The sequence below is a fragment of the Microbacterium sp. 5K110 genome (assembly GCF_005774735.1).
Lineage (GTDB): Bacteria > Actinomycetota > Actinomycetes > Actinomycetales > Microbacteriaceae > Microbacterium.
The window spans coordinates 13,617-38,410 of sequence record NZ_VBUM01000013.1 but is presented as its reverse complement, the minus strand read 5'-3'; the positions used below and the strand labels follow the sequence as shown (position 1 = coordinate 38,410).

Genomic DNA, 24,794 nt, shown 5'->3' with positions numbered 1-24,794 from the left:
CCGAGCAATCAAAATCCGCCGCCACCAAGACCTGAACTCCACAAAGCTGTTGCCGGAAGAACGTGACTGCGTCGTATAGGGGTGCTTATTCGGTACACTCCACCCATGCGTATCGGGTATGCACGGGTATCGACGATCGAGCAGGATGCCGAGCGGCAGGTTGCTCGGCTGCTCGAACTCGGCGTCGCCGAAGACCGGATCTACAAAGATGTCGGCTTCAGCGGCGCAAAGGTGACGCGCACGGGGCTCGACAACGCTCTGGCGGCCGTGCGGGAGGGCGACACGTTCGTCGTACCGGCTCTGGATCGTCTGGCGCGGAACACCGAGGGAGCCCTTGAGGTAATCCGTCGGCTGACGGAGTCCGGGGTGATCTTCCAGAACGGCACGACGCCCTATGACCCGAAGGACCCGATGGCAAAGCTGTTCTTCACGATCCTCGCAGCGGTCGCCGAGGCGGAGGGCGGATGGATCAGCATTCGCACGCGGGAGGCGATGGCCAGGCCCAAGGTGCGGGCGAAGCTGAAGGGCCGGCGCCCGAAGCTGACGGAGCGCCAGGACGCAAGTGTCGCCCAGCACATGGCCGCAGGGGATCTCGCGGTGGCCGAGATCGCGCACATGTTCAACACGTCACGCACCGGCGCCTATCGAGCTGTCGAGCGGCACAACAAGCGCCAGACACCGAAAGCGGGGGAGTGACCGTCCCCGACCTGTGCATGTCAGTAACCTGACATAAGATCCATTATCGGCTTTTCCTCTGTCACCTGCAGGATGTGCTCTCAGTTCCCGATTTTGGGCAGAGCTCTCCCTAGGGAGTGGCGTTTGGGCGAAAAATCGGTTCCTGCGACTACTTCCGCTTGGCGCGCTCCAGCTTCCGAGCGCGCTTGTTCACGCGGTCGGACAGCAGGGGTAGCGCTTTGCAGACGAAGAGGGTCACGGCAGTGACCGTCGCAGGCACCGAGATGTAGACGACAAAGTCCATCTCGCCACCTCCCTCCGGAGTGCCCGGCACGTAGCCGGAGCAGCCCACAAGGTGATGATCCCGGTGGGCATGAAAAAAGCCGGTCCCATGCGGGGCCGGCGTGAACGCTCCAAAAACAAAACCCGGTCTAGGACCGGGTTTTTGGGCGCGCTTCTCTAAGAAGCGAAACTTTACGGGAAAAGAAGGTGCCCGTCAATCCACAAGATCGGATTGGATGGGCCTTCACTGACCATCGGTTTCACCGATCGTCTGCCCTGAACGCGCGCGCTTGAAGAGCTGTGCGTGCGCTCCGGTACGAGGAAGAAGCCGCCGGCCGCTTGGGGCGAACCCGGGTCAGCACCGAAGGGTTATGAGGCGCGCGGTCGGAAGCCACGCAGACCCTCTATTTTCGTGGCCGCCTTTTTGTGGTACTCTTTTCTTGTGTCAGTTGAGTGGCGTAAGAGCGCAGCAAAGCATGGGATCTCGCGCGATGACGCCCTCTGGGCGATGACCCACGCCGAGGTCACAGCTGAGCTGGAAGGGCGTCCCGGGGAGAGCGTGGTTCTCTACATCGGTCACCCTCACGCCCAGACGGATCGATACCTGGAAGTGATCGCCGCGCACCAGCCGCCGCGCACAATCGTCATCTTTCACGTCATGGAACTCAGTGACTTGTACCGGCACCTGTTGAACGAAGGGAACTCGAATGACTGACTACGACGACCTCGCAGCTCGCGCCGAAGCGGGGCAGCTGCAGGTGAAGGCGGGCACCGTCCGCCGCGGACCCGCTGCTGCACAGGAAGCTCAGCAGCTGCTACTGGCCGCAACAGGTGCAGACAACCTCAATGACGCCGTGACAATCGCGCGGGGCCGCCCCCGGCTGGACGGGAGTGGAACAGTCGCCGTGACCTGGAAGGTCCGAGCCACAGAAAGTCTCGACCGCGAAGTGCGAACCGTGGCCAAGGCTCGAGGCGTGACCGTGTCTCAACTCGTACGCGAAGCTGTCGCGAATTACGTGCATCCCACCGAAGCGAACGCACCTGCGCTCCGACCCTGAGACGCATACGTCCCGTCATGACGAACACACCGTCCCCGCTCCGACGCCGCGCCGCGCAGCGGACCGAGGCGGAGCGATTCTGAGCATACGTGGTCAAGGGACCGGAGGCGGATGACTGTTGGCTCTGGACGGGCGCGATCGCCGACGACGGCTACGGCCGGTTCTGGACCGCCGGCGCTGACGGCCGGCAGAAGATCATCCGTCCCCAGCGGTACGCGTACACGGCCATCGTCGGCCGAGATCTCACACCCGATGTGCTGATTCTGCATCGGTGCGACGTACCCCTATGCGTGCATGCCGACCTCGACAGCGAGCGGTCTCACCTCCGGCCAGGGGACACCAGCGAGAACATGCAAGATCGTGCGCGTCGCGGCCGCCATCCGCGGCCGAGCGCGGCGCTGCGCTTTCGCGACCTGCCCCGCGCCGAGCGAGCTCGCCGCTCGAGGGACCTGCGTGACGCCGTTCTCGAGCGGGGATGGGATGCTGCCGCGATCCACGGAGTCCTCAGCGGCGTCAACGCCGAACATCCGACTCTCTTCTGACGAGCCGGAGCAGACCGCCCGCGAACCTAACGCCCACGCAGGGCCGATGAGGATCCACGCGTCCTCCTCATCGGTGCTGACGGCCCGGCGACGCGGCGAATTTTCGATTGAGGAATCCGGACGTGCCGATCGGTTGCCGAGCGAGCACCTTGACGGCGAGGTCGTTCGGGGTCCCCATCGCGGCGCTGTTCCGGTACACAGCCGGGATGCTCGCGAGTGGTTCGAGTTCGTACAGGTATCGCGGGATGTTCCGGCGACCTGCCATCGACTGAGCCCGCGCCTCTTTGCGCGTGGGCCGTGCAGGGAAGAAGTACACGAGGCGGGCGCGTCGGCGGCGCTTTCCCTCCCCTAGAAGCTGCAGGTGGCGACACCGGCTGACTTCGAGGACGACCGTCTCCCCGACCTCCCACAGCGCCCCGCTGATGTGAAATATCGAGTCCACCTGCACGTCGGAAACGAGTCGGTACGGGTACGACAGCCGGAACAGCCATCCCGCTCCGTCGCCTATGACCCGACTCACGTGTCGCTCACGTCCTGAATCCAGACACCACGGCGCAGGGTCCGCTTTCGTCGTTGCGGCCGATCGAACGGAAGGCGAACGCCGGAGTGCGCTGTCCCTGGCCGGCGCCGTCGCTTGACAAATTCCGCGCACCCTCGAAGAATCCTCAGTGAGATTCCAGCACACGCCCTGGCGGCGAGAGCACCTCGGGTCGGCCGCAAGGCTCGACTCCTGTGGCTCGAAAAGGGAATGCAACGCATTTACCGACGCCACCGAGGAGACGTGTCATGACTCATTCGTCCGCTGCAGCATCCGGATCTTCGCCTTACCCGCCCGTCGGCGAGCGGGAGTCGCTCCGCCCCGCCGGGGTGGCGCTGGCGGGGCTCTCGACGGTGTTCCTGTTCGAGATGCTCGACAATTCGATCCTGAACGTCGCGCTCCCCACCATCGGCCGGGAGCTGCACGCCTCCACGACCGTATTGCAGTGGGTCACCGGGGCCTACGCCGTCGTGTTCGGCGGGCTCATGCTGTTCTTCGGTGCGCTCGCCGATCGGGCGGGGCGGCGCCGCGTCATGCTCATCGGGCTCGCGCTGCTCGGGCTCGCCAGCCTCGCCACGGCCTTCGTGACCACGGCCGAAGAGCTGATCGCGGTGCGGGCGGTGATGGGTGTCGCCGCCGCGATGACCACGCCCGGATCCCTCGCTCTCGCCTTCCGGTTGTTCCGCTCCGACGACGCGCGCGTGCGCGCCACGACCCTCATCTCCACCGTCGGTCTGGTCGGACTGGCGATCGGGCCGGCCGTGGGGGGTCTCGTGCTGTCGTGGGCTCCCTGGCAGGTGCTCCTTCTCGTCAACGTCCCGATCGCACTCCTGGCGGGAATCGGCATCCGCGTCGGTATCCCCGCCGACGATCCCGCCGACCTCCACCGGGCCCCGCTCGATGTCGCGGGCGCGTTGACCGGGACCGTCGCGGTGGTCCTGCTGCTCGCCGCGCCGACGATGTTCGTCCAGGACGGCGTTGGTGCGCCGCTGCCGTGGGTGCTCCTCGCGGCGGCGGCCGGCGCGGTCGTGCTCTTCGTGGTGCGTGCCCGCAGGGTCGCCCACCCGATTCTCGATCTGCGTCTCGTGACGTTGCCGCTCGTGTCCAGCGGGCTCCTCTACAAGGCCGCCACCGGTCTCGCGACCGCCGGTCTCGGTTTCTCGGTCACCCTGCAGCTGCAGTCCGACTGGGGGTGGTCGCCGTTCTGGGCGGCGATCGGGATGCTCCCGCAGGTGGTCGTCCTTCTCGCGGGCGGGCTGTTCGTCGGGCCCCTCGTCCGCCGGCTCGGTCTCGATCGCGTCGCCTGGCTCAGTGCGGGAGCGGTCGTGGTCGGCTTGGGGATCTTCGCCGCTTTCGGGCGCGGGGGGTACCCGTGGGTCGCGGCGGCGCTCGTCCTCGTGGCGTTCGGCATCCGTCTGAACGGCGTCGTCGCCGGGACCAACGTCATGAAGGGGATGCCGAGCAATCGCACCACCATCGGCGCCGCCCTCGTGGACACCGCCACCGAGGTCGCGACCGGCGTCGGTGTCGCCGTCACCGGCACCGTCCTGGCCGTCATGTTCACCGGGAGTGTCACGGCCGGCGGCTGGACGCCCGCGCAGGACGCCCAGTTCGAAGCGGCGACCACGACCGGTGGCCTCGTCTTGGCCTTCGTCGCTGCGGGCCTGGTCGTGTGGGGGTACCGGCGATCCCGGGCCACCGATTCCTCCGACGCGACGCCGGCGCACGTCTCGGCGTGAGGGACGGGCGAGCCGGCCCGACGCGGTCGCCCGGCTCGGCCGGTGTCGGCAACACGACCCGCTCCTCCTCACGCACTTCCCAGGAGGTGCTCCCTAAACTGTCTCCGACCTGCGCTTCGTCGCGGTCGTGACGGGCCACCGGTGGCATCCGTCCTCCCGAAAGGACCCGAGTGAGCAAGACCACGACCCCGCGCGGCCGCAGGACCGTCGCGCGTCACGGACGCCTGCGATCGGTCGGACCGCTGGGCCAGCTGTTCCGCGGACTCGCCGTCGCCGTGGCCGTGCTGCTGGTGTCCGGTGCTGCCGTGACCGCGTACGCCGTGTACGACCTGTCGTCGAGCTTCACCGCCGACGCCGTCGAGCTGAAGAACCAGCCGGCCGTTCCGCCGGACCTCGGCGAGCTCAAGGGCGGTGTGAATCTGCTCATGGTCGGCACCGACGAGTGCGAGCCCGACTTCGCGCAGTACTTCGGCGACCGCTGCAGCGGACCCGACGCCGAGGGCAACCTCAACGACGTCAACATGCTCGTCCACATCTCCGACGCGCCCCGTCGGGTCACGGTGGTCTCGTTCCCGCGCGACCTGATGGTCCCGATCCCGTCGTGCACCGACGCGAACGGCAACGAGACCTCGGCGATGTCGAAGCAGCAGATCAACAGCGCGTTCATGTACGGCGGACTGTCGTGCGTGGTCGAGACGGTCTCCGAGCTCAGCGGCCAGGAGATCCCCTTCGCCGCGAAGGTCAGCTTCGGCGGTGTCATCAACATCACGGATGCCATCGGTGGCGTCGACGTCTGCATCGCCAACGGCATCAAGGACTCCTACACCGGCATCGACTGGCCCGCCGGCATGCGCACCATCAAGGGTCTGGACGCGCTCCAGTTCCTCCGCACCCGGCACGGTGTCGGCGACGGCGGCGACCTCGGGCGCATCTCGAACCAGCAGCAGTACATGTCGCGCCTGGCCACGAAGCTCAAGAGCGAAGAGGTGCTGTCGAACCCGGCGACGCTGTACAAGCTCGCCTCGACCGCCCTGCGCAACGTCGACCCGTCGACGTCGCTCACGAACCCCCTGACGCTCGTGCAGATCGCGATGGCCGTCAAGGACGTACCGTTCAACGAGATCGTGTTCGTGCAGTACCCCACGTACACCGACCCGTCCGACCCGAACCGCGTCGTCCCCGATCGAGAGGCGGCCGACGCCCTGTGGTCGGCGCTCGCCGCGAACCAGCCGATCCAGCTGTCGGGCGACCTCAGCGGTGGCGACGGCGTCGTCGTCGACGAGAACGCGACGCCCGCTCCCACCGCGCCCGAGACGCCGGCCCCCACCGAGAGTGCAGCGCCGACCCCGGAGCCCTCGTCGAGCGCGATCACGCTCCCGTCCGAGATCGCCGGTCAGACCGCCGCACAGGCGACCTGCTCGAACGGAAACGTCCGCTGACGCGCGGGGCGTGGCATCCCGATCCCGGATTCGGATGCCACGCCCCGAGCGGTTACTATGGACCGGTGTGCTCGCGCTCCGGCGTCGATCACCTGGAGACGTCGCATAGTCAGGCCTAGTGCACCACCCTGCTAAGGTGGAGTCCCCGTAAGGGGACCGAGGGTTCAAATCCCTCCGTCTCCGCCAAGAATCCCCCGGTAAATCGGGGGATTTTTTTGTGGATCGCGCGCTCGACGACACGGGTTGACGGGCAGCTGACGTGAGTCCAGGGCGCGTGTCAGGATTCGGAGGAAGCGAGTTCGTCGAGGTGGCGCGCGAGTGTCGTGAGCATCTGACCCGATCCGTGCGGATCTCCGCTCCACAGGCCCTGCATGGCGATTCCGTCGAGTAACGCTCGCAACCTCTGCGCCTCGTATTCAGGGTCGCGCCCGGCGTCGAGTTCGCCGACTGCCGCAAGGATCTCGATCGCGATTCGACACGCTCTGCTTACCGCTGCGTTGAGTCTGACGGCGGCCGGGCGAAGACTGCCATCGCTGAGGGAGAGCACGCCGAGTTGCACTTGCGCGATCAGCTCCGAGCGGCGCTCATCGTCCAGGGGAAGCAGCTGCGCGAGCAGCGCATCCGCCAGCGCGCGACCGGTGAGGTCGAGCGAAGTGATCCTGCTCGTCGCTCGTTCTTCGATGAGTTCAAGGCTGTACTCCCGAAGGGCGTGCTGGGAAGGAAATGCTCTCCGCAGCGAAGCGGCTGCGATGCCCGCCTCGGCTGCCACGCCACGCACCGACAAGCCGGTGAGTCCATCGCGTCCGAGGACGCGCAGAGCCGCCGCCGCGATCTCGGCGGTACGTGCCTCTGCATCGATTCTCCGCGGCATGGATTAGGCGGACGGGGCTCTCTGTGCCACGCCGGTGGGTCTCCGGGGCCAGACGGTGTAGCTGAGCGCCCAGACGAGATCGATGGCGAAGATGATCCCGAGTATGCCGAAGTACCCCGAGAGTGCCGCGGTGCGCTCGGGGGCGTTCACGACGAGGATGATCGCTCCGAGGATCGCCGCGGCGATGACGACCGCGAGACCGGTGAGTAGCACGTCCCGCCAACACTTGACGGTGTAGCGAGCCCCGGCGAGACGCTCCGGTGCGGGGCCACCGGCAAAGCGACGCTGGAAGCGCGCGTCAGCCCACGCGACCATTCGCTTGCCGTACGCGACGGAGACGCCGATATAGATCGCGGCCAGGCCGTGCTGCCAGGACGCTGTCCCGCCACCGAGCAGGTCGACGGCGACCAGTGCAAGAAGGACGACATCGATCACGGGGGCGAGAACGAGGAGCGCTGCGCCGAGGCGAGGGCGGTGCAGGAGGTACCGTGACGCGAGCCCCGCGAGAATCGCCACCCAGAATGCGATCTCGCACACCACGATCGCGGCCAGAATCATGCCCCCTCCTCACCCATTCCGTTCGTCTTGTTAGTACGAGCGTACTCAAACGTCCTTGCGTATTCTTCTCGCCGGGCGCGAAACATGATCTTCTCGCCCGGAAAACTGATTGACATCCGGTCGGAACCAACCCGAAACGGGCTGCTCTCGATACTGAGGGCATGAGCCCCGCTGACACGGTATCCACCCGCGTGAACATCGCCCTGCTCGGTGTCCGCAGCGACGCCCCGGTTCGTCGCACCGGCGGCGCCGGCCCGAGCGACGACGGACATTTCGTCATCGGTGGGGAGGGCGCCGCCATTCCCCTGAACCCGGACAGCCCGTACGTCATCCGCTCCGGGCGGTTGACCCTCGGCGGCGCCGACCTGGGCCTCGACGTCCAGCCGGTGCGGAGGCCGAAGTTCTACGACCTCGAGACCGCCGACGGCACCGCCTACGAGAAGATCGCCAAGCTGCACGGCCGGGACATCCTGGCCACGACCGTCGTTCAGACCTGCGTTCGCTACGACGAGAGCGAGCGGTGCCGGTTCTGCGCGATCCAGTCCTCGCTCGAATCCGGCGCGACCATCGCGGTGAAGACGCCGGCGATGCTCGCCGAGGTCGCCGAAGCCGCGGTGCGCTTGGACGGCGTGCGCCAGATGGTGATGACCACCGGCACCTCGAACGGCTGGGACCGTGGGGCCAAGCACCTCGCGCGCTGCGTCGCGGCGGTCAAGGCCGTCGTTCCCGAGCTGGAGATCCAGGTGCAGTGCGAGCCGCCGTCCGACCTACGGGCGATCACTGACCTGTACGACGCGGGTGCCCGCTCGATCGGCATCCATGTCGAATCGATGGATGACGAGGTGCGGCGCCGCTGGATGCCGGGCAAATCGACCGTGTCGATGGACGAGTACCGCGCAGCCTGGCGTGAGGCCGTGCGCGTGTTCGGGTACAACCAGGTCTCGACCTACCTGCTGGTCGGGATGGGTGAGGACCCCGACGAACTCGTCGCCGGGGCGCGCGAGCTGATCGAGATGGGCGTCTACCCGTTCGTGGTTCCGTTCCGCCCGCTCAAGGGCACGCTCGCCACCGACGTCGACAAGGTCCCCGCGCCGGATCGGCGCGTGCTGCACGACGTGACCACGCGGGTGGCCGAGCTCCTCACCGCCGCCGGGATGCGCGGCGAGGATCAGAAAGCCGGGTGCGCCGCGTGCGGTGCCTGCGGCGTGCTGAAGACCGCGGGAGCCTGAGATGCTCGACGTCACAGTGCTCAGCGGCACACGCACCGCGGTGCCCACGACGTGGTCGATCGTGCGGGCGGACGCCGCGCAGGCCGCCGCCTACCGCCGCATCCGCCGTGACGTCTTCGTCGACGAGCAGGAGCTGTTCCGCGGAGACGATCGCGACGCCGTCGACGACGACAGCCGGACGATCGTGCTCGTCGCGGTCGGATCCGACGGCACGGTGCTCGGCGGGGTGCGCCTCTCTCCCGCCGTCGCCGGGCGCGACATCGGTTGGTGGACCGGCAGCCGCCTGGCCGTCGCGCGCGGCGCGCGTCGCGCCGGCGGGATCGGCCCCGCTCTCGTGCGCGAGGCGTGCGCGACAGCCCTGGCCATCGGGGTCTTGCGATTCGAGGCGACCGTGCAGCGCGCGAACGTCGACCTCTTCCGCCGGCTGGGCTGGATCGAGTGGGGGACGCAGATCGTCGCCGGGGTGGACCACGCGCGGATGCGGTGGCCCATCGACCGGATCGCCGCCCTCGTCGCCGCGACGAAGACCCCGCTCGGCGACACCATCGGCATGTTCGCCGCTGACGGTCCGTCAGCGCTCGGCGGCGCCGGCTTCATCGGCGACGACGGCGCCCCGGTGCCCGGCACGGAGGTCATCGCCGCGTGCGACGCGATCCTGCCCGCCCTGCTCATGCGCGACCCCGAGTGGGCGGGGTGGTGCGGCGTGCTGGTCAACGTCAACGACCTCACCGCGATGGGAGCCCTGCCTTCGGGTCTGCTCAACGCCGTCGCCGCTCCCACCGCCTCGTTCGCGCGGCGCGTGCTGAACGGACTCCGCAGCGCGGCGATCGCATGGGACGTGCCCGTCCTCGGCGGTCACACGCAGATGGGTTCGGCCGCGCCGGCCCTGACCGTGACCGCGCTGGGACGGACCGCGCATCCCGTCCCCGGCGGGGGCGGCCGCCCCGGTCACGAGCTCTCCCTGACCGCCGATCTCCGCGGTCGTTGGCGCCGCGGGTTCGAGGGCCGCCAGTGGGATTCGACCTCCACCAGCGCCGGGACGGAGCTGCGCGCGATGGCCCGTTCGGTGCACGACGCACGTCCCGAAGCGGCGAAGGACGTGAGCATGGCCGGCATCGTGGGCACGGCGGCGATGCTCGCCGAGGCCTCCGGTGTCGGGGCGACGATCGACGTCGCCGGCATCCCCGTGCCCGACGGCGCGGCGATGGGCGACTGGCTGACGTGCTTCCCCGGATTCGGGATGCTGACCGCCGACGCGCCCGGCCGGAGCCGCATGCACGCCGGCCCGGCTCACACGGCCGCGATCGGTCGGCTCGACAGCAGGGCAGGCGTCCGCCTGCGCTGGCCCGACGGGGTCGAGACCGACGCCGTCGGCTCTACGGCGACCGGGCTCGGGCCCACCGCCGCCACGATCTCAGGCGCTCGCGCCTGACCACGGAGCGCCCGCACCCCGGGGCGTCCCACCGCCGTTCCGGCACCACCCCGAACCACCGAAACGACAGGAGAACACCATGAGCACCGCACACTTCGACGACGAGATCGCCGCGAACATCGAGAAGTCGCTGAACGAGATCCCGCACCCCTCGCTCCCCAAGGGCAGCAACCTGTACGGCTCCACCAAGGTGTTCCCCGACTACCAGGCGGAGAACGGAGAGGCGTACTTCACGCTGGTGCACGGCATCCCGCACGAGTCGTCGGTGAGCTTCGTCGCCGTTCTGCAGGCCACGCGCGCGCTGCGCAAGGGCTTCGAGTCCGCGATCTACTTCTACGGCCCGGGCACCCTCGCCGCGATGGCCACGCGCGGGTTCCCGACGACGGGCGACTCAGGCTTCCCGGGCGAGCTGAACATGAACGGCTCGATCGAGACGTTCATCAAGGAGGGCGGCACGGTCTTCGCCTGCCGCTTCGGCATGGCCCTGCACGGACTGCGCGAAGAGGACCTCATCGAGGGCGTCATCCCGTGCCACCCGCTGGACGTGCAGGACGCCCTCATCCATTACGCGCGGAAGGGCGCGATCATCAACTCGACCTACAACCTGTGAGGCCCGCCATGCCGGTCACCGTTGCCGCCGTTGCGGCGAATTTCACACGCGATCTCGATCAGAACTATGCGCTCATCGCCGATCTCGTCGCGCAGGCGCGCGACGCCGGGGTGCAGCTGCTCGCCCTCCCCGAGGCGGCGATCGGCGGGTACCTCTCGTCGCTCGGCAACCACGGCGACACCGTGAAGACCACGAGCCGCTCCCTCCCACCCGCGATCCGCCTGGACGGACCGGAGCTCCGGCGCGTGCAGGGGATCGCGGGCGACATGATCGTCGTCGTCGGATTCTGCGAGCTCGACGACGACGGCGAGACGCGGTACAACGCCGCTGCCTGCCTCGACGGCTCGACGATCTACGGGTCGTACCGCAAGGTGCACCAGCCGCTCGGCGAGAATATGTCGTACTCAGCGGGCGACCACTACGCCGCCTTCGATACCCCCATCGGGCGCGTGGGGCTGCAGATCTGCTACGACAAGGCGTTCCCGGAGGCGGCGCGCTCCCTGGCGCTGGACGGGGCCGAGATCATCGTGAGCATCTCGGCGTGGCCGGCGGCGCGCACCGCGACCGCCGAGAACCTCCAGGAGGATCGCTGGACGTACCGGCACAACCTCTTCGACATGTCACGGGCCCTCGACAACCAGGTGTTCTGGATCGCGTCGAACCAGGCCGGGACCTTCGGTTCGCTCCGCTACGTCGCGAACGCCAAGGTCGTCGACCCCGGCGGCAACGTGCTCGCAACGACGCTGCTCGAGGCGGGCCTCGCCGTGGCGGAGATCGACATCGCGGGGACGTTCCAGGCGATGCGCGGCGGAATGTTCCACCTGCGCGACCGCCGGCCCGACGCGTACGCGCCCGATCTCGTCACCGCTCGGGGGGTGCTCGTCGATGCCTGAGATGCGTTTCGCGGTGCGCTGGCCCGACGGGTCGGAGACCGACCACTACTCTCCGAGCCTGGTCATGCACGACCACCTCGCCGTCGGGGAGACCTACGCCGTCGACGACTTCCTCGCTCGCACGACCAGGGCGCTGGGCGAGGCGAGCGAGCGCGTGCGTGCCCGCTACGGGTTCGCGTGCACGTCGGCGATGGCCGAGGAGGCGGCGATCACCGAGGCGGCGAAGAACCGGGGCGACGGGGCGGTGCTGGTGCTGCGGATGGAGCCGCCGCTGGCGAGTTCGGGGGCGGCCTCGTGATCCCCGTCACCCTGAGCCCGGGGGATTCCTTCGACACCGTCATCGTCGGCGGCGGCCAGGCCGGCCTCTCGGTCAGCAAACACCTCGTCGAGCGCGGCATCCGGCACGTCGTGATCGAGCGGGACACCGTCGCGCACGAGTGGCGCGACGGCCGGTGGGACAACTTCACCCTGGTGACGCCCAATTGGCACTGCACGCTGCCGGGCTTCCCGTACGACGGGGACGAACCCGACGGCTTCATGAAGCGCGACGAGGTCTACGCCTGGGTGCGGCGCTTCGCCGACTCGTTCGACGCGCCCGTGGCCGAGGGGGTCGCGGTCACCGCGGTGCGACGGGAGGCCTCGGGGCGCTTCACGGTGGAGACCTCCCGCGGCGTCCTCACCGCGACCACCGTCGTCGCGGCGGTCGGCGGCTACCACGACCCCGTGGTGCCGGCTTGGGCGGAGGCCATCCCCGCGCACGTGCACCAGGTGCACTCGCACGAGTACCGGAACGCCGCGGCGCTGCCCCCGGGCCCCGTGCTCGTGGTCGGCACCGGTCAGTCGGGCACCCAGATCGCGGAGGACCTGCACCTCGAGGGCCGCGACGTGCATCTGGCGGTGGGTCGAGCGCCGCGCGTGGCGCGGTTCTACCGGGGCCGGGACTGCATGACGTGGCTGGCCGACATGGGCGTCTACGACGTGCCCGTCAGCACGGTGGGTCTGGCCAAGCGCGAATCGACCAACCACTACGTCACGGGCCGCGACGGGGGTCGCGACATCGACCTGCGCGCGTTCGCGGCGGCGGGCATGCGGCTGCACGGGCGTGCGCTCGGGGCCGATGGCGACGGCATCCGTTTCGGTGACAACCTCGCCGCCGATCTCGACCACGCCGACTCGGTCGCCGAATCGATCAAGAACGACATCGACGCGTACATCGCGAGGGAAGGGATCGACGCACCCGTCGAGGAGAGATACCGGCCCGTGTGGCTTCCGGCGGGGGGCGAGGATGCCGTGGCGTTCGACGACATCCGGACCATCGTGTGGGCCATCGGCTTCCGCGCCGACTGGTCGTGGGTCGGGGTCGACGTCTTCGACGTCGAGGGACACCCCGCGCACGTGCGCGGGACGACGACCGAGCCCGGCTTCGCGTTCATCGGACTGCCGTGGATGCACACGTGGGGCTCGGGGCGATTCCTCGCCGTGGCCGACGACGCGGAGCACGTCGCCGCCACGGTCGCCGCCCACGTCGGCGAGCAGTCGCTCGCTCGGTTGGCGGGGTGACCGGCCTACGCTGGACGGCATGTCCAGCCTGACGATGGGTGCGGTCGCGGCGCACTTCGGTCGCGACGTGGGCCGCACCCTCGTCAAGCTCCCCGGCATCCTCGAACACGCCCGCGCGGCGGGTGTCGAACTGCTCGTCCTGCCCGACGCCACGATCGGCGGGTATCTCCTCGACCTGCACCACCCGGCCGACAGTGCCGACGGCATCCCGCCGGCCATCGACCTCGAGGGGCCGGAGGTGCAGACGATCGCGGATGCCGCGGGTGACATGGTCGTCTGCTTCGGTATCGCCGAGCGTGCGCGCGACGATGCCGGTGAGCACCGGTACAACACCGCCGTGTGCGTGAGCGGCGGCGAGGTGCTCGGCACGCATCGCAAGGTGCACCTCCCGCTCGGCGAGTCCGAGGCCTATCGGGCGGGCGACGGGTTCGCGGCGTTCGACACCCCCAAGGGACGCGTCGGCATGCTCATCGACTTCGACAAGACGTTCCCCGAGAGTGCACGGTCGCTCGCGCTGGACGGCGCCGACATCCTCGCGTGCCTCAATGCGTGGCCCGCGAGCGTGACCGACCGCTCCGATCGCATGCGCAACGACCGGCAGGCGCACCTGTTCGACCTCTACGACTGCGCGCGGGCGGCCGAGAACCAGGTCTTCGTCGTGTCGGCGAACCAGACGGGCGTGCTCGGCGGCCTGCGCTTCCTCGGTCAGGCGAAGGTCGTCGATCCCGCCGGCGAGATCATCGCGAAGACCTGGGCCAAGGGTGGGCTGGCCGTCGCGACGGCCGACGTCTCGGCCGACGTCGCGCGTGCCCGGCGATCGCTGAACCACCTGAGCCAACGACGGCCCTCGGCCTACCGCGGGAGCTGAGCGTGCGCATCGAGCTGATCACCTACTCGACGAAGCCGCGCGGCGGCGTCGTGCACACGCTCTCGCTCGCCGAAGCGCTCGCCCGCCGCGGTCATGACGTCACCGTCTGGACGCTCGGTCGCGGCGGCGACCAGGCGTTCTTCCGCCCCGTCGACCCCGCCGTGCGCGTCCGGGTCGTGCCCTTCGCGCCGCGAGACGACGAGAGCGTGGGCGACCGGATCGAGCGTTCGATCGTCACGATGCGCGCGGAGTTCGCGGCACCGGCCGGCGCCGTCGTGCACGCCCAGGACTGCATCTCCGCCAACGCCGTGGGTCCCGCCATCCGCACCATCCACCATCTCGACGCCTTCGAGACGCCGCGGCTGATCGAGTGCCACGAGCGCGCCGTCGTCGAGCCGATCGCCCGCATCTGCGTGTCGCGAGCCGTCGCCGCCGAGGTACGCGAGAAGTACGGACTCGGCGTCACCGTCATCTCGAACGGCGTGGATGCCACCCGCTTCGCGGCCGCCGCGTCGCCCGGCGCAGCGGCGCTCCGCGACCGGTGGCGCGAGCGGCTCGGTCGCTACGTGCTGGCCGTGGGCGGCATCGAACCGCGGAAGGGGAGCATCGACCTGCTCGAAGCCTTCGCACGGGTGCGGGACCGGCATCCGGATACGTCACTCGTCTTCTGCGGGGGCGAGACGCTGTTCGACTACCGGGACTACCGCGCGCGGTTCGATGACCGCGCCGAGGAACTCGGCATCCGTCCCGTCGTGCTCGGCGCCCTCGCGCACGAGGAGGTGCCGCCGCTGGTCGCCGCCGCCGGGGTGATGGCGTTCGTCTCGACCAAGGAGGGGTTCGGGCTCGCCGCGATGGAGGCGCTCGCCGCGGGGACCCCGGTCGTGGCGCGCGACCTTCCGGTGCTGCGCGAGGTCTTCCGCGACGCCGTCCGATTCGCCGACGGAACCGACCCGATCGCCGCGGAGTTGTCGGCGGCGCTGGAGGGCGATCACGTCCCGGCGGAGGCCGGCGTCGCGCTGGCGCGCTCGTATTCGTGGGATGCCGCGGCGGAGCGCCACGAGCGTTTCTACGGTGCCGTCCTGCGAAACGGGGGTGATGGCGGTGCGCCGATCGATCTCGCGGATCTTCGCTGACGCGGCGGCCGACGATCCCTCGCGCGTCCTGCTCGTCGACGCCGACGGGGAGGTGACGGCCGCGGCGCTGGATGCGGCGGCGAGTCGTCTGTCGGCGACGCTGCGCGCGAGTGGGGTGGGTCGCGATGACCTCGTGGCGATCTCGCTCCCGAACGACCGCTCGTTCGTCGTTGCGGCCGTCGCCGTCTGGCGGGCGGGCGCCACCCCGTTGCCGATCGCGCCGCACCGGTCGGACGAAGAGCGCGCTGCGCTCGTGCGTGCCGCCGGGCCGACGGCGTTCGTCGGTGACGGTGCGGTCGACGCCTCGGTCTCGACGGTGCCGTCGGCCCGGGTCGCCGCCGCCTGGGTGGGGGCGCCGGTGCCGCCGACGGAAGACGTGTGGGCTGCGCACTGGAAGGCCGTGCCGTCGTCGGGAAGCACGGGCGAGCCCAAGATCGTGCTGGCCGCCGGACCCGCGCTCTTCGATCCGACCCGCCCGGTGGCCGATTTCCTCCCGCGTGAGGCGGTGCAGCTGGTGTCGGGGCCGCTGTGGCATTCCGCGGTCTTCACCTACGCGATGCGGGGCCTCATGACCGGGCACCGCCTCATCGTGCTGCCCCGTTTCGAGGAGCGCGCCTGGCTCGAGGCCGTCGCGCGTCACGGTGTGACGTGGGCGCTGCTGGTGCCCACGATGATGCACCGGCTGCTGCGGGAGCCCGCCCACGCCACCGCGGACGTCTCGAGCCTCGAGACCATCGTCCACATGGGCGCGCCGTGCCCCGTGGTGCTCAAGACCCGGTTCCTCGAATGGCTCGGTCCGCAGCGGGTCATCGAGGTGTATGCCGGCAGCGAGTCCAACGGCCTGACGATGATCGGCGGCGAGGAATGGCTGCGCCACCCCGGCAGCGTCGGCAGGCCGATCGGCGGGACCGAGGTGCAGATCCGGCGCGTGGACGGGACTCGCGCCGTTGTGGGCGAGGTCGGCGAAGTGTGGATGCGGCGCGGCGCCGACCCCGCGTACCGCTACCTGAACGCCCCGAGTCGCCGAGACGCCGAGGGCTGGGACACCCTGCGCGACCTGGGCACACTCGATGCCGACGGCAGGCTCTTCCTGCGGGACAGGGTCGACGACGTCATCGTGTGCGGGGGAGTGCGCATTCCTCCCGCCAAGGTGGAGGCGGTCCTCGAGAGCCACCCGTCCGTCCGCAGCGCTCTCGCGTTCGGGCTTCCCGACGGGCGAGGAGGCGAGCTCGTCGCCGCGGTCGTCGACGTCGCTGAGTCCTCGGTGGACGCGGAAGAGCTGGACCGCTGGGCGGAGGAGGAGTTCGACCCGGCCCACCGGCCGGTGCGGATCCACGTCGTTCGGGAACCTCTGCGCAACGACGCGGGGAAAGCCAGCCGGGGCGCGTGGGCGCGGAGGCTGCGCGAGGCGTGAGGGTGACGTCCGTGAGGCATCCGGTGCTACACCGCCCGCGGCGGCGCCGTCGACTCCCGCACGACGAGCTCGGCCGAGAGCTGCACACGGCGGTTGGCGATCGTCTCGCCGCGCGACATGGCCAGGGCCAGGCGCGCGGCTTCGGATGCCATGCCGGCGAGTGGCTGATGGACGGTGGTGAGCTGCGGGTTGACCCAGCGGCACAGGTCGACGTCGTCGAAGCCGACGACGGAGAGATCCTCGGGCACGCTCAGACCTCGCTCGCGCGCGGCCAGGTAGATGCCGTAGGCCTGCTCGTCGGAGCCGCTGATGATCGCGGTCGGACGGTCGGGGGCGTCGAGCAGTTCCCCACCGAACCGGATGCCGCCCGAGGTGAGCGAGTCACCGATGCGCACCAGTGACGGATCGGGGACGATGCCCCGGCGTCCGAGCGCCGACATGTAGCCATCGAGCCGGTCCTGATGACACTCGAGGTTCAGGGGACCGGTCACGAACCCGATGCGCGTGTGTCCGAGATCGAGCAAGTGGTCGGTGGCATCCCGTGCCCCGGACCAGTCGGCGGCAGACACCGTGACGAACGACTCGGTGTCGGTGCCCACGGGGTCGACCAGCACGACGGGCACGTTCAGCCGGGCGAGCTCGTCGCGCCCGACCGGGTCGATCTCGGTGACGACGATGACGATCCCGTCGGTGCCGCGTCCGGCGACGCGCTGCAGCCACTCGGGGGAGCCGGCCGGTGAGCCGTCGGTGGCGGTGACGACGAGATCGGCCCCCGCGCGGGCCGCCTCGGCCTGCGCCCCGCGCAAGAGCTCGGTGGCCCACTGCGTCTCGAGGCTCACGATCACGAAATCGAGCAGAGAAGTTTCGCGACGGGCTTTGCGTCGTTCGTAACCGCGCTCCTCGAGCAGCTTCTCGATCTCTTCGCGCTTGGGGGCGGAGATGCCCGGGCGCCCGTTGAGGACGCGCGAGACGGTCGGCACCGAGACCCCGGCGACATGGGCGATCTCCGCCAACGTGGCGGTGCGCTGCGACATGTGGTCCCTCTTCCCATCCGAGGCCCCCCGGGGCTCTTGACCGCGATGCGGCAATGGATCTACTATAACCATCACGCAAGTTGTGCAACAAGTTGCTTCCAGCGTCGGTAAAACTTGCGATGCAAAACGTGCACCACGCGACGATCGCTGGTGCACCTGCCCTGCAGCACAAGAGGAGAGAAGTCCATGTCAAAGAAGACATCCCCGTGGCGCCGTGTCGGCGCGACGGCTGTCGCAGGAATCGCCCTGCTGTCGCTCGTCGCCTGTTCGGGCGGCGGTTCGGGCGGCGGGAGCGACTCGGGTTCGGCGACCGAGGGAGATCTGGTGTGGTGGGGGTGGACGCCGGACAAGCCCGTGGCCGATCAGCTGATCGCGGCGTTCAACGAGGAGTACCCCGACATCAAGGTCGAGTTCGTCTCGAAGCCGATCGACAACTACGACTCGGTCATGGGACCCGCCATCACCTCGGCGGACGGCCCTGACATCTTCAACGTCGCTCCCGGTTCGGCCAACGGCGGCGTCGAGACCTTCCAGGCCGGTGCGATCGACCTCGGTCCCGTGGTCGAGGAGTCGCTCGGCGCGGATTGGCGCGAGAAGCTGTCGGCATCCGGAGTCGAGGGACTCGTGGTCGACGACAAGGTCGTCGGGCTCTCGGCGGGTTCGGTGTACTCGGGCAGCATCTGGATCAACAAGGACATGTTCGACGCTCAGGGGCTGACGCCCCCGACGACGCTGGACGAGTGGAAGAAGGTCTGCGCGACGTTCCAGGCCGCGGGCCAGGGCTGCTTCGTCCAGGGCGCGGGACAGTGGGCGTTCGACATGGACACCTTCGAGGCGATCATGGAGAACGTCGAGCCCGGTGCGTACATCGAGGCCTCGCTCGGCCAGCGGTCCTACACCGACCCGGCGTTCACCGAGGGCATGGAGATCTGGAAGTCGCTCTTCGACGACGGGATCATGCAGGAAGGCGCCGTCGGGCTCCAGCAGTACCCTGACGCCAGCAACGCCTTCATGTCGGGCCAGTACGCGATGGTCATGATGGGCACCTGGTACACGCAGTACACCGTGCGCGACACGATGATCGGCGCGATGGAGGCCGCGGGCGTGTCCAACCCCGAACCCTTCACGATGATCCCGATCCAGTTCCCCGACGTGGCCGGCACCGGCAACACCGGCAACATGTTCGGTGACGCCGACTACGGTCTCGCCATCAGCGCCCAGTCCGACCAGCAGGCCGCGGCCAAGACCTTCGTCACGTGGCTGACCACGACCGAAGCCGGTCAGCAGACGGTCGCCAACACGCTCAACGACATCCCGTCGCTGCTCGGCATCCAGCCCCAGTGGGACCAGATCGACCTGGTCACCCCCGCGGTCCAGCTCGAGGCGCTCCAGAAGTACACCGACGTCGCGGCCTCGTCGTCGCAGCCGCGGTTCGCCACGGTCTCGGCCGACTTGAACAGCGCCTTCCGGGACGCTCTCATCGGCGTCGCCACGGGTGACGTCACCATCGACGCCGCACTGGCCGGCCTGCAGTCCGTCGTGGACTCGCAGAAGTAACCAGTGCTGCCACCCCTCCGTGGGCGGGACGTCTCCCGCCCACGGAGGGGACCCCTGCCCGACTCAAGGAAGAGCACATGAGCACCCTCACAGAAACCCTCGTCACCGCGGGTCGGTCGCGACGCGACGCGAGACGCGGCCCGCGCAGCGGGCGGAAGTCCCCCTACCCCGGCGGTCTTCCCTGGATCCTCCCGGCTCTCGCCCTGGTCGTCGGGATGATCTACTTCTCGATCGGCTACACCGGATACGTCTCCACGCTGGACTGGAACGGCTTCATCCTCAGCCCGTCGGAGTCCGTCGGAGGCGACAACTACGTCGCGATGTTCGGCGACACCGTCTTCTGGCAGGCCATCTGGCACACCGCGATCTTCTTCGTGGTCACCTTCACCGCGCAGACCGTCATCGGCTTCGTGTTCGCGGCGATCATGCACTCGCGCATCCACCTGGCGCCCGTGTACAAGGTCATCATCTTCGTCCCCACCGTCCTCGCACCCGCGACGATGGCCCCCGTCTTCCGCCTGATCTTCGACGCGAACGGGTCGTTCAACGGCATCCTCTCGGCGATCGGCCTCGGCTCGCTCACCCAGCCCTGGCTGGCCGGCAACGTCACCGCGATGGCGGTCGTCATGCTCGTCACGATCTGGCAATGGACGGGTCTGACCTTCATCCTCTTCTACGCCGCGATGAGCCAGATCGAGCCCGAGATCCTCGAGGCCGCGCGGGTCGACGGGGCCGGCAACATCCGCACGCTCTGGTCGATCGTCTGGCCGATGTGCCGCGGCACCGCCGTCGCCCTCGCCGTGCTCGGCGTGATCGGCGCGCTGAAGACGTTCGACGTGCCGTACCTGGTGACCAAGGCCGGGCCCAACCACGCCACGGAGTTCCTCGGCACCTACATCTTCCAGACCATGGTCCAGGAGAAGCACTTCGGTTACGCCGCGGCGATCTCGATCGCCCTGCTCGTGCTGGCGGTCGGCGGCGGTCTGCTGATGAACCGGATCAACCGACAGTCCGAAGGAGCCTGATCCATGTTCGACATCCGCTCCCGATCCTCGCGCTGGGGCCTGCAGCTCCTCGCGACACTGATCGTGCTGCCGTATCTGTTCCCGCTCATCGCGATGGTGCAGGGGTCGCTCGCCGGCCAGGGCTTCGGCAACTACGCCAAGGTCTTCGCCACCGGCATCGTCCACGTCTACTTCCTGAACAGCATCATCATCGCCGCCTCGACGATCGTTCTCGTCTACGTGTGCACGATGCTCGCCGCGTTCGGCTTCGCGAAGCTGCGGATCGCCGGCAAGGAGATCTGGTTCTGGCTCCTTCTCGTCGCGCTGACGATGCCCGAGGCGGTCCTTCTGACGCCGCTGTTCGTCACCGCATCAAAGTTCGACATGTACAACGAGCTCATCGCCGTGATCCTGCCGCTCGCGGCCCTGCAGGTGCCCTTCACGGTGCTCCTCGCGCGCAGCTTCTTCAATGGCATCCCGACCGAGCTGATGGAGGCGGGCCGCATCGACGGCGCGAACATCGTGCGGGTGTTCTGGCACATCGTTCTCCCCCTCACCCGCCCGATCGCCGGCGCCATCGTCGTGCTGACACTCATCAACAGCTGGAACGCGTACCTGCTGCCCCTGCTGATGCTGAACGACCCGAACAAGCAGGTGGTGACGTTGCTTCCGACCTTCTTCATGAGCCAGTACACCAACGACCAGACGGGCGTCCTGGCGGCGGCGGTCATCACGGCCGTGCCGGTGATCGCGGCCTACCTGCTCCTCCAGCGCTCCTTCGAGCGTGGCCTCGCGGCGGGAGCGCTCAAGTGACGCGCGGGCTGCTCGCGGGGCAGTTCGCCGTGGTCACGGCCGGGACGTCCGGGATCGGTCGCGCCATCGTCGAACGCTTCGTGGCCGAGGGGGCCGACGTCCTCACGACCGGGCTCACCCCGGCGCGCATCGCCGAGGCGCGCGAGGCGTGGGGAGACCGTGTCCGGGTGCTGCAGGCCGACGCCAGCAGCCTCGACGGCCTCGACGAGCTCGCGGCGGCGGCGCGGGAGCGCAGCGGCGGCGTCGACGTCCTGGTCGCCAACGCCGGGCGCGACGTCGCGTCGACCCCGATCGCCGAGACGGATGCCACGACTTTCGACCACGTCAGCGACCTCAACTTCCGAGGGACGTTCTTCACGGCCCAGCGGTTCTCGCCCCTGCTGAACGACCACGCGCGCATCGTGCTGGTGTCCTCGATCGCGGGCACCAACGGCGGTCCCGGCCACGCCGTCTACAACGCGACCAAGGCGGCGGTCCGTTCGCTCGCCCGCACGCTGACGGCGGAGCTGGGGGAGCGCGGCATCCGGGCCAACTCGGTGAGCCCCGGGCCGACCGCGACCGCGGGCTTCGATCAGTTCACCGGAGGCTCCGAGGCCGTGGCGGCCGCGGTGGCCGAGATGGTGCCGCTCCGGCGGATCGGGCGTCCGGACGAGGTCGCCGCGGCCGTGGCGTTCCTCGCCAGCGCCGAATCGAGCTTCGTGGCCGGTGTCGACCTCGTCGTCGACGGCGGCATGAGCCAGGTCTGACCCTTCCCCCGTTCCCATTTCGTTCTCTCGTTCATCCCCCAAGAAGAAGGACTTCTTTTGAGCACTCCCCTGAAATTTGCCGTCATCGGCACCGGCTGGCGGTCCGATTTCCACATCCGCATGGCCGCCACCTCTCCCGAGCGCCTGGAGGCCGTCGGCGTCCTGGCCCGCAGCGATGAGGCCGCCGAGCGCATGGCTCAGCGGTGGGGGATCCCCGTCGTCCGCACGATCGACGAGATCCTCGCGCTCGAGCCGGACTTCGTGATCGCCTCCGTCTCGTGGCCGTCGATGCCCGGTGTCGTGACCGAGCTCGTCGAGCGCGGCGCCAAGGTCCTGGCCGAGACCCCGCCGGCTCCGACGGCGGACGGGCTGCGCGAGCTGTGGGCGGCGGTCGGTGCCTCCGGTCGAGTGCAGGTCGCCGAGCAGTACATGCTCATGCCGGGTCACGCGGCGCGGCTCGAGGTCGTGCGGTCGGGCGCCATCGGCCAGCCGACCGCGGTCGAGGTCGCCTCGACGCACCTGTACCACGCGACGTCGATCATGCGCGCCTACCTCGGTGCGGGCATGGAGGATGCCGTCGTCTCGGCGCGCACGTTCACGGCCCCGCTGGCCGACCCCCTCACGTTCGACGGCTGGGTCGAGAACCCGCAGCCGCAGCCGCGCACGACGACGATCGGCACGATCGACTTCGGCGACGGCCGGATGGGGCTGTACGACTTCGTCGACAACCAGTGGTGGAATCCGCTGCTGGCCCGGCGCCTCGTGGTCCGCGGATCGCTCGGCGAGATCGTCGACGACTCCGTCACCCGTCTGTCGAGCGAGGGCGTGCTGACCTCGCCCATCACGTACCGCCGCACCGGGGTCGACATGAACCTCGAGGGCAACGAGGTCGTCTCGGCCGCGTTCGAGGGGCGCATCGTCTACCGGAACCCCTGGGTCGGCACGCGCCTGTCGGAGGACGACATCGCGGTCGCGTCGTTCCTCGAGCTCACCGGGCGCTGGGCGCGCGGCGAAGCCGAGGGCCCCTACTCCCTGGCGGACGCCTGCCAGGACCATCTGCTCGGGCTCGCCATCGAAGAGTCCGCTCGTAACCGCGCCGACGTGCGCGTCACCAAGGAGGTGTGGGCCTGATGCCCCTCATCACGATCGAAGTTTCCGAGACCGTCCCCGTCGCCACGCGCCTGGCGTATGCCGAGGCCGTGCACCAGGGTCTCGCCGAAGGCCTGGGCATGGACATCGAGGACCGTTTCCAGGTGATCCACCCGCTGCCCGCGGATCACATCATCGCCGACCCCCACTACCTCGGCGGCGAGCGTCGGGACGTCCTCTACGTTCGCATCCTCATGGTCAGCATGTACGACGACGAGACCAAGGCTCGGGCGTTCCGCGCTGTCGCGCGCCGCTTGGAGGCGGAGGGTGTGCGGCCCGACGACGTCTTCATCGCGGTGACCGAGAACACGATTCCCGACTGGTACCCGGGCGCGCGCGGGGAGTCCACGCCCGATGCCTGATCTCTCGCAGCGCCGCGTCGGTGGACGCGTGCGTCTCGTCGACCCGTCCGGGCGTCCCCTTGCGGGCGCCCGGGCGCGGGTCGAGCAGACCGCGCACGCCTTCGGGTTCGGCAACATCGGTTTCGACTTCCTCGAGTGGATCGGAGGCGCGCCCGATCTCGAGGGTGCGCGCGAACTCGAGCACTTCGGGGGAGCGCTCTCGCCGGACCCCGAACGCCTGGCCGCCGACTACCTCGATCTCTTCAACGCGGTCACCCTGCCCTTCTACTGGCGCGGGTACGAGCCCCAGCGGGGGCAGACCGACGAGGTCCGCCTGAAGCGCACCGCCGAGTGGTTCGCCGCGCGCGACGTCCAGATCAAGGGCCACCCCCTCGTCTGGCACACGCTCACGCCGTCGTGGCTGCTCGACCTGAGCGACACCGAGGTCGAGGACGTCCTACGCGACCGCGTCCGCACGACCGTGGCGAACTTCGCCGGGGTGATCGACCTGTGGGATGCCATCAACGAAGCGGTGATCCTCCCGGTGTTCACCGCCGAAGAGAACGCCGTCACGCGCTTGGCACAGTCCAAGGGGCGCGTCGAGATGGTGAAGCTCGCGTTCGAGTCCGCCCGCGAGGCGAACCCCGACGCCCGCCTCGTGCTCAACGACTTCGACCTGTCGGCGGACTACGAGCGCCTCATCGCGGACTGCCTGGATGCCGGCATCCAGATCGATGCGCTCGGGGTGCAGACCCACATGCATCAGGGGTTCCGCGGCGAGGAGCAGATCGCGCAGATCCTGGAGCGCTTCGCCGCGTTCGGGCTGCCGCTGCAGATGACCGAGACCACGCTGCTCTCGGGGGACATCATGCCTCCCGAGATCGTCGACCTCAACGACTACATCGTCGACGAGTGGCCGAGCACCCCCGAGGGGGAGGCGCGGCAGGCCGACGAGATCGTGCGCCACTACCGCACGGTCCTCGCGAACCCGGCGGTCGAGTCGCTCACCTATTGGGGCATCACCGACCACGGTTCCTGGCTCGGCGCTCCCGCCGGAATCCTCCGCGCCGACGGCAGCCGCAAGCCGGCCTACGACGCGCTGCACGCGCTCATCCGCGGCGAGTGGTGGATGGGGTCGACCGACCTCACCGCCGACGCCGACGGGATCGTCGCCGTCGACGGGTTCGCGGGCCGGTACCGCGTCGACAGCGGCGCGGCATCCGCTGTCGTCGAGGTGTCGGACTCCACGCCGATCGAGATCGTGGTGGACCCCGATGCCCGGTGAGGCAGCAGAAACAGGCGTCGGCGG

The 24,794-nt window shown here is 69.2% G+C and carries 25 protein-coding genes and 1 tRNA gene; 22 read left to right on the top strand and 4 right to left on the bottom strand.

Annotated elements, in window-relative coordinates; translation table 11 throughout:
- Window positions 1-105 precede the first annotated feature (105 nt).
- From FE256_RS05355 to FE256_RS05345, 3 genes are all read left to right on the top strand, one after another.
- Window positions 106-696, top strand: coding sequence for a recombinase family protein (locus FE256_RS05355; protein ID WP_138173517.1), 591 nt, complete (start codon window positions 106-108; stop codon window positions 694-696).
- 703 nt (window positions 697-1,399) lie between these two features.
- Window positions 1,400-1,672: a hypothetical protein gene (locus FE256_RS05350; RefSeq protein ID WP_212743481.1), complete on the top strand. Its 273-nt coding sequence runs from the start codon at window positions 1,400-1,402 to the stop codon at window positions 1,670-1,672.
- A complete protein-coding gene (locus FE256_RS05345; RefSeq protein ID WP_138173515.1) occupies window positions 1,665-2,015 on the top strand; it encodes a pseudouridine synthase family protein in 351 nt (116 codons plus the stop codon). The genes FE256_RS05350 and FE256_RS05345 overlap by 8 nt, the downstream gene beginning before the upstream one ends.
- A 609-nt stretch (window positions 2,016-2,624) precedes the next feature.
- Here FE256_RS05345 and FE256_RS05335 read toward each other — a convergent pair.
- On the bottom strand, window positions 2,625-3,077 hold the full coding sequence (locus tag FE256_RS05335) for a hypothetical protein (RefSeq protein WP_138173513.1): 453 nt from the start codon (window positions 3,075-3,077) through the stop codon (window positions 2,625-2,627).
- A gap of 266 nt (window positions 3,078-3,343) precedes the next feature.
- On the opposite strand from FE256_RS05335, the gene FE256_RS05330 reads away from it, so the two are divergent.
- The 3 genes from FE256_RS05330 to FE256_RS05320 all read left to right on the top strand — a co-directional run bounded on the left by FE256_RS05330 (window position 3,344) and on the right by FE256_RS05320 (window position 6,459).
- Window positions 3,344-4,834: an MFS transporter gene (locus FE256_RS05330; RefSeq protein WP_138173511.1), complete on the top strand. Its 1,491-nt coding sequence runs from the start codon at window positions 3,344-3,346 to the stop codon at window positions 4,832-4,834.
- A gap of 170 nt (window positions 4,835-5,004) precedes the next feature.
- Window positions 5,005-6,273, top strand: a complete 1,269-nt coding sequence (locus tag FE256_RS05325; RefSeq protein WP_138173509.1) for an LCP family glycopolymer transferase — start codon at window positions 5,005-5,007, stop codon at window positions 6,271-6,273.
- A gap of 94 nt (window positions 6,274-6,367) precedes the next feature.
- Window positions 6,368-6,459: transfer RNA gene (locus FE256_RS05320), tRNA-Ser, on the top strand.
- Window positions 6,460-6,550: 91 nt separating this feature from the next.
- On the opposite strand, the gene FE256_RS05315 is transcribed toward FE256_RS05320, so the two are convergent.
- Window positions 6,551-7,144 (bottom strand): TetR family transcriptional regulator C-terminal domain-containing protein, encoded by a 594-nt coding sequence (locus FE256_RS05315; protein WP_138173507.1) that lies wholly within the window; start codon window positions 7,142-7,144, stop codon window positions 6,551-6,553.
- 3 nt (window positions 7,145-7,147) lie between these two features.
- Window positions 7,148-7,702: a hypothetical protein gene (locus FE256_RS05310; protein WP_138173505.1), complete on the bottom strand. Its 555-nt coding sequence runs from the start codon at window positions 7,700-7,702 to the stop codon at window positions 7,148-7,150.
- Window positions 7,703-7,863: 161 nt separating this feature from the next.
- On the opposite strand from FE256_RS05310, the gene FE256_RS05305 reads away from it, so the two are divergent.
- From FE256_RS05305 to FE256_RS05265, 9 genes are all read left to right on the top strand, one after another.
- Window positions 7,864-8,931: an MSMEG_0568 family radical SAM protein gene (locus tag FE256_RS05305; RefSeq protein WP_138173503.1), complete on the top strand. Its 1,068-nt coding sequence runs from the start codon at window positions 7,864-7,866 to the stop codon at window positions 8,929-8,931.
- A 1-nt stretch (window position 8,932) separates the two neighbouring features.
- Complete coding sequence (locus FE256_RS05300; RefSeq protein WP_138173501.1) at window positions 8,933-10,363, top strand: MSMEG_0567/sll0787 family protein; 1,431 nt, start codon at window positions 8,933-8,935, stop codon at window positions 10,361-10,363.
- 79 nt (window positions 10,364-10,442) lie between these two features.
- On the top strand, window positions 10,443-10,973 hold the full coding sequence (locus FE256_RS05295; protein ID WP_138173499.1) for an MSMEG_0572/Sll0783 family nitrogen starvation response protein: 531 nt from the start codon (window positions 10,443-10,445) through the stop codon (window positions 10,971-10,973).
- A gap of 8 nt (window positions 10,974-10,981) precedes the next feature.
- Entirely contained in the window at window positions 10,982-11,866 is an 885-nt protein-coding gene (locus tag FE256_RS05290) for a carbon-nitrogen hydrolase family protein (RefSeq protein ID WP_138173497.1), read from the top strand.
- Window positions 11,859-12,164 (top strand): MSMEG_0570 family nitrogen starvation response protein, encoded by a 306-nt coding sequence (locus tag FE256_RS05285; RefSeq protein WP_138173495.1) that lies wholly within the window; start codon window positions 11,859-11,861, stop codon window positions 12,162-12,164. The genes FE256_RS05290 and FE256_RS05285 overlap by 8 nt, the downstream gene beginning before the upstream one ends.
- Complete coding sequence (locus FE256_RS05280; RefSeq protein WP_138173493.1) at window positions 12,161-13,426, top strand: MSMEG_0569 family flavin-dependent oxidoreductase; 1,266 nt, start codon at window positions 12,161-12,163, stop codon at window positions 13,424-13,426. Before FE256_RS05285 ends, FE256_RS05280 begins: the two co-directional genes overlap by 4 nt.
- Window positions 13,427-13,445: 19 nt before the next feature.
- Window positions 13,446-14,294 (top strand): carbon-nitrogen hydrolase family protein, encoded by an 849-nt coding sequence (locus FE256_RS05275; protein WP_138173491.1) that lies wholly within the window; start codon window positions 13,446-13,448, stop codon window positions 14,292-14,294.
- 2 nt (window positions 14,295-14,296) lie between these two features.
- On the top strand, window positions 14,297-15,427 hold the full coding sequence (locus tag FE256_RS05270) for an MSMEG_0565 family glycosyltransferase (protein WP_138173489.1): 1,131 nt from the start codon (window positions 14,297-14,299) through the stop codon (window positions 15,425-15,427).
- On the top strand, window positions 15,390-16,841 hold the full coding sequence (locus FE256_RS05265; protein WP_171024217.1) for an AMP-binding protein: 1,452 nt from the start codon (window positions 15,390-15,392) through the stop codon (window positions 16,839-16,841). Before FE256_RS05270 ends, FE256_RS05265 begins: the two co-directional genes overlap by 38 nt.
- 26 nt (window positions 16,842-16,867) lie before the next feature.
- Here the strand turns inward: FE256_RS05265 and FE256_RS05260 are convergent, their stop codons facing one another.
- The gene (locus FE256_RS05260) at window positions 16,868-17,875 is read right to left on the bottom strand and encodes a LacI family DNA-binding transcriptional regulator (RefSeq protein WP_171024216.1); all 1,008 of its coding nucleotides are present in this window, start codon (window positions 17,873-17,875) and stop codon (window positions 16,868-16,870) included.
- Between the two features lie 186 nt (window positions 17,876-18,061).
- On the opposite strand from FE256_RS05260, the gene FE256_RS05255 reads away from it, so the two are divergent.
- The 7 genes from FE256_RS05255 (at window position 18,062) to FE256_RS05225 (ending at window position 24,770) form a co-directional block, all read left to right on the top strand.
- Entirely contained in the window at window positions 18,062-19,432 is a 1,371-nt protein-coding gene (locus tag FE256_RS05255) for an extracellular solute-binding protein (protein WP_138173483.1), read from the top strand.
- Between the two features lie 77 nt (window positions 19,433-19,509).
- Complete coding sequence (locus tag FE256_RS05250) at window positions 19,510-20,457, top strand: carbohydrate ABC transporter permease (protein WP_138173481.1); 948 nt, start codon at window positions 19,510-19,512, stop codon at window positions 20,455-20,457.
- Between the two features lie 3 nt (window positions 20,458-20,460).
- Complete coding sequence (locus tag FE256_RS05245) at window positions 20,461-21,249, top strand: carbohydrate ABC transporter permease (RefSeq protein ID WP_138173479.1); 789 nt, start codon at window positions 20,461-20,463, stop codon at window positions 21,247-21,249.
- Complete coding sequence (locus FE256_RS05240) at window positions 21,246-21,995, top strand: SDR family oxidoreductase (RefSeq protein WP_138173477.1); 750 nt, start codon at window positions 21,246-21,248, stop codon at window positions 21,993-21,995. The genes FE256_RS05245 and FE256_RS05240 overlap by 4 nt, the downstream gene beginning before the upstream one ends.
- 57 nt (window positions 21,996-22,052) lie before the next feature.
- Window positions 22,053-23,126, top strand: coding sequence for a Gfo/Idh/MocA family protein (locus FE256_RS05235; RefSeq protein ID WP_138173475.1), 1,074 nt, complete (start codon window positions 22,053-22,055; stop codon window positions 23,124-23,126).
- A complete protein-coding gene (locus FE256_RS05230) occupies window positions 23,126-23,506 on the top strand; it encodes a tautomerase family protein (protein ID WP_138173473.1) in 381 nt (126 codons plus the stop codon). Before FE256_RS05235 ends, FE256_RS05230 begins: the two co-directional genes overlap by 1 nt.
- Window positions 23,499-24,770: an endo-1,4-beta-xylanase gene (locus FE256_RS05225; protein ID WP_138173471.1), complete on the top strand. Its 1,272-nt coding sequence runs from the start codon at window positions 23,499-23,501 to the stop codon at window positions 24,768-24,770. Before FE256_RS05230 ends, FE256_RS05225 begins: the two co-directional genes overlap by 8 nt.
- Window positions 24,771-24,794: the final 24 nt, after the last annotated feature.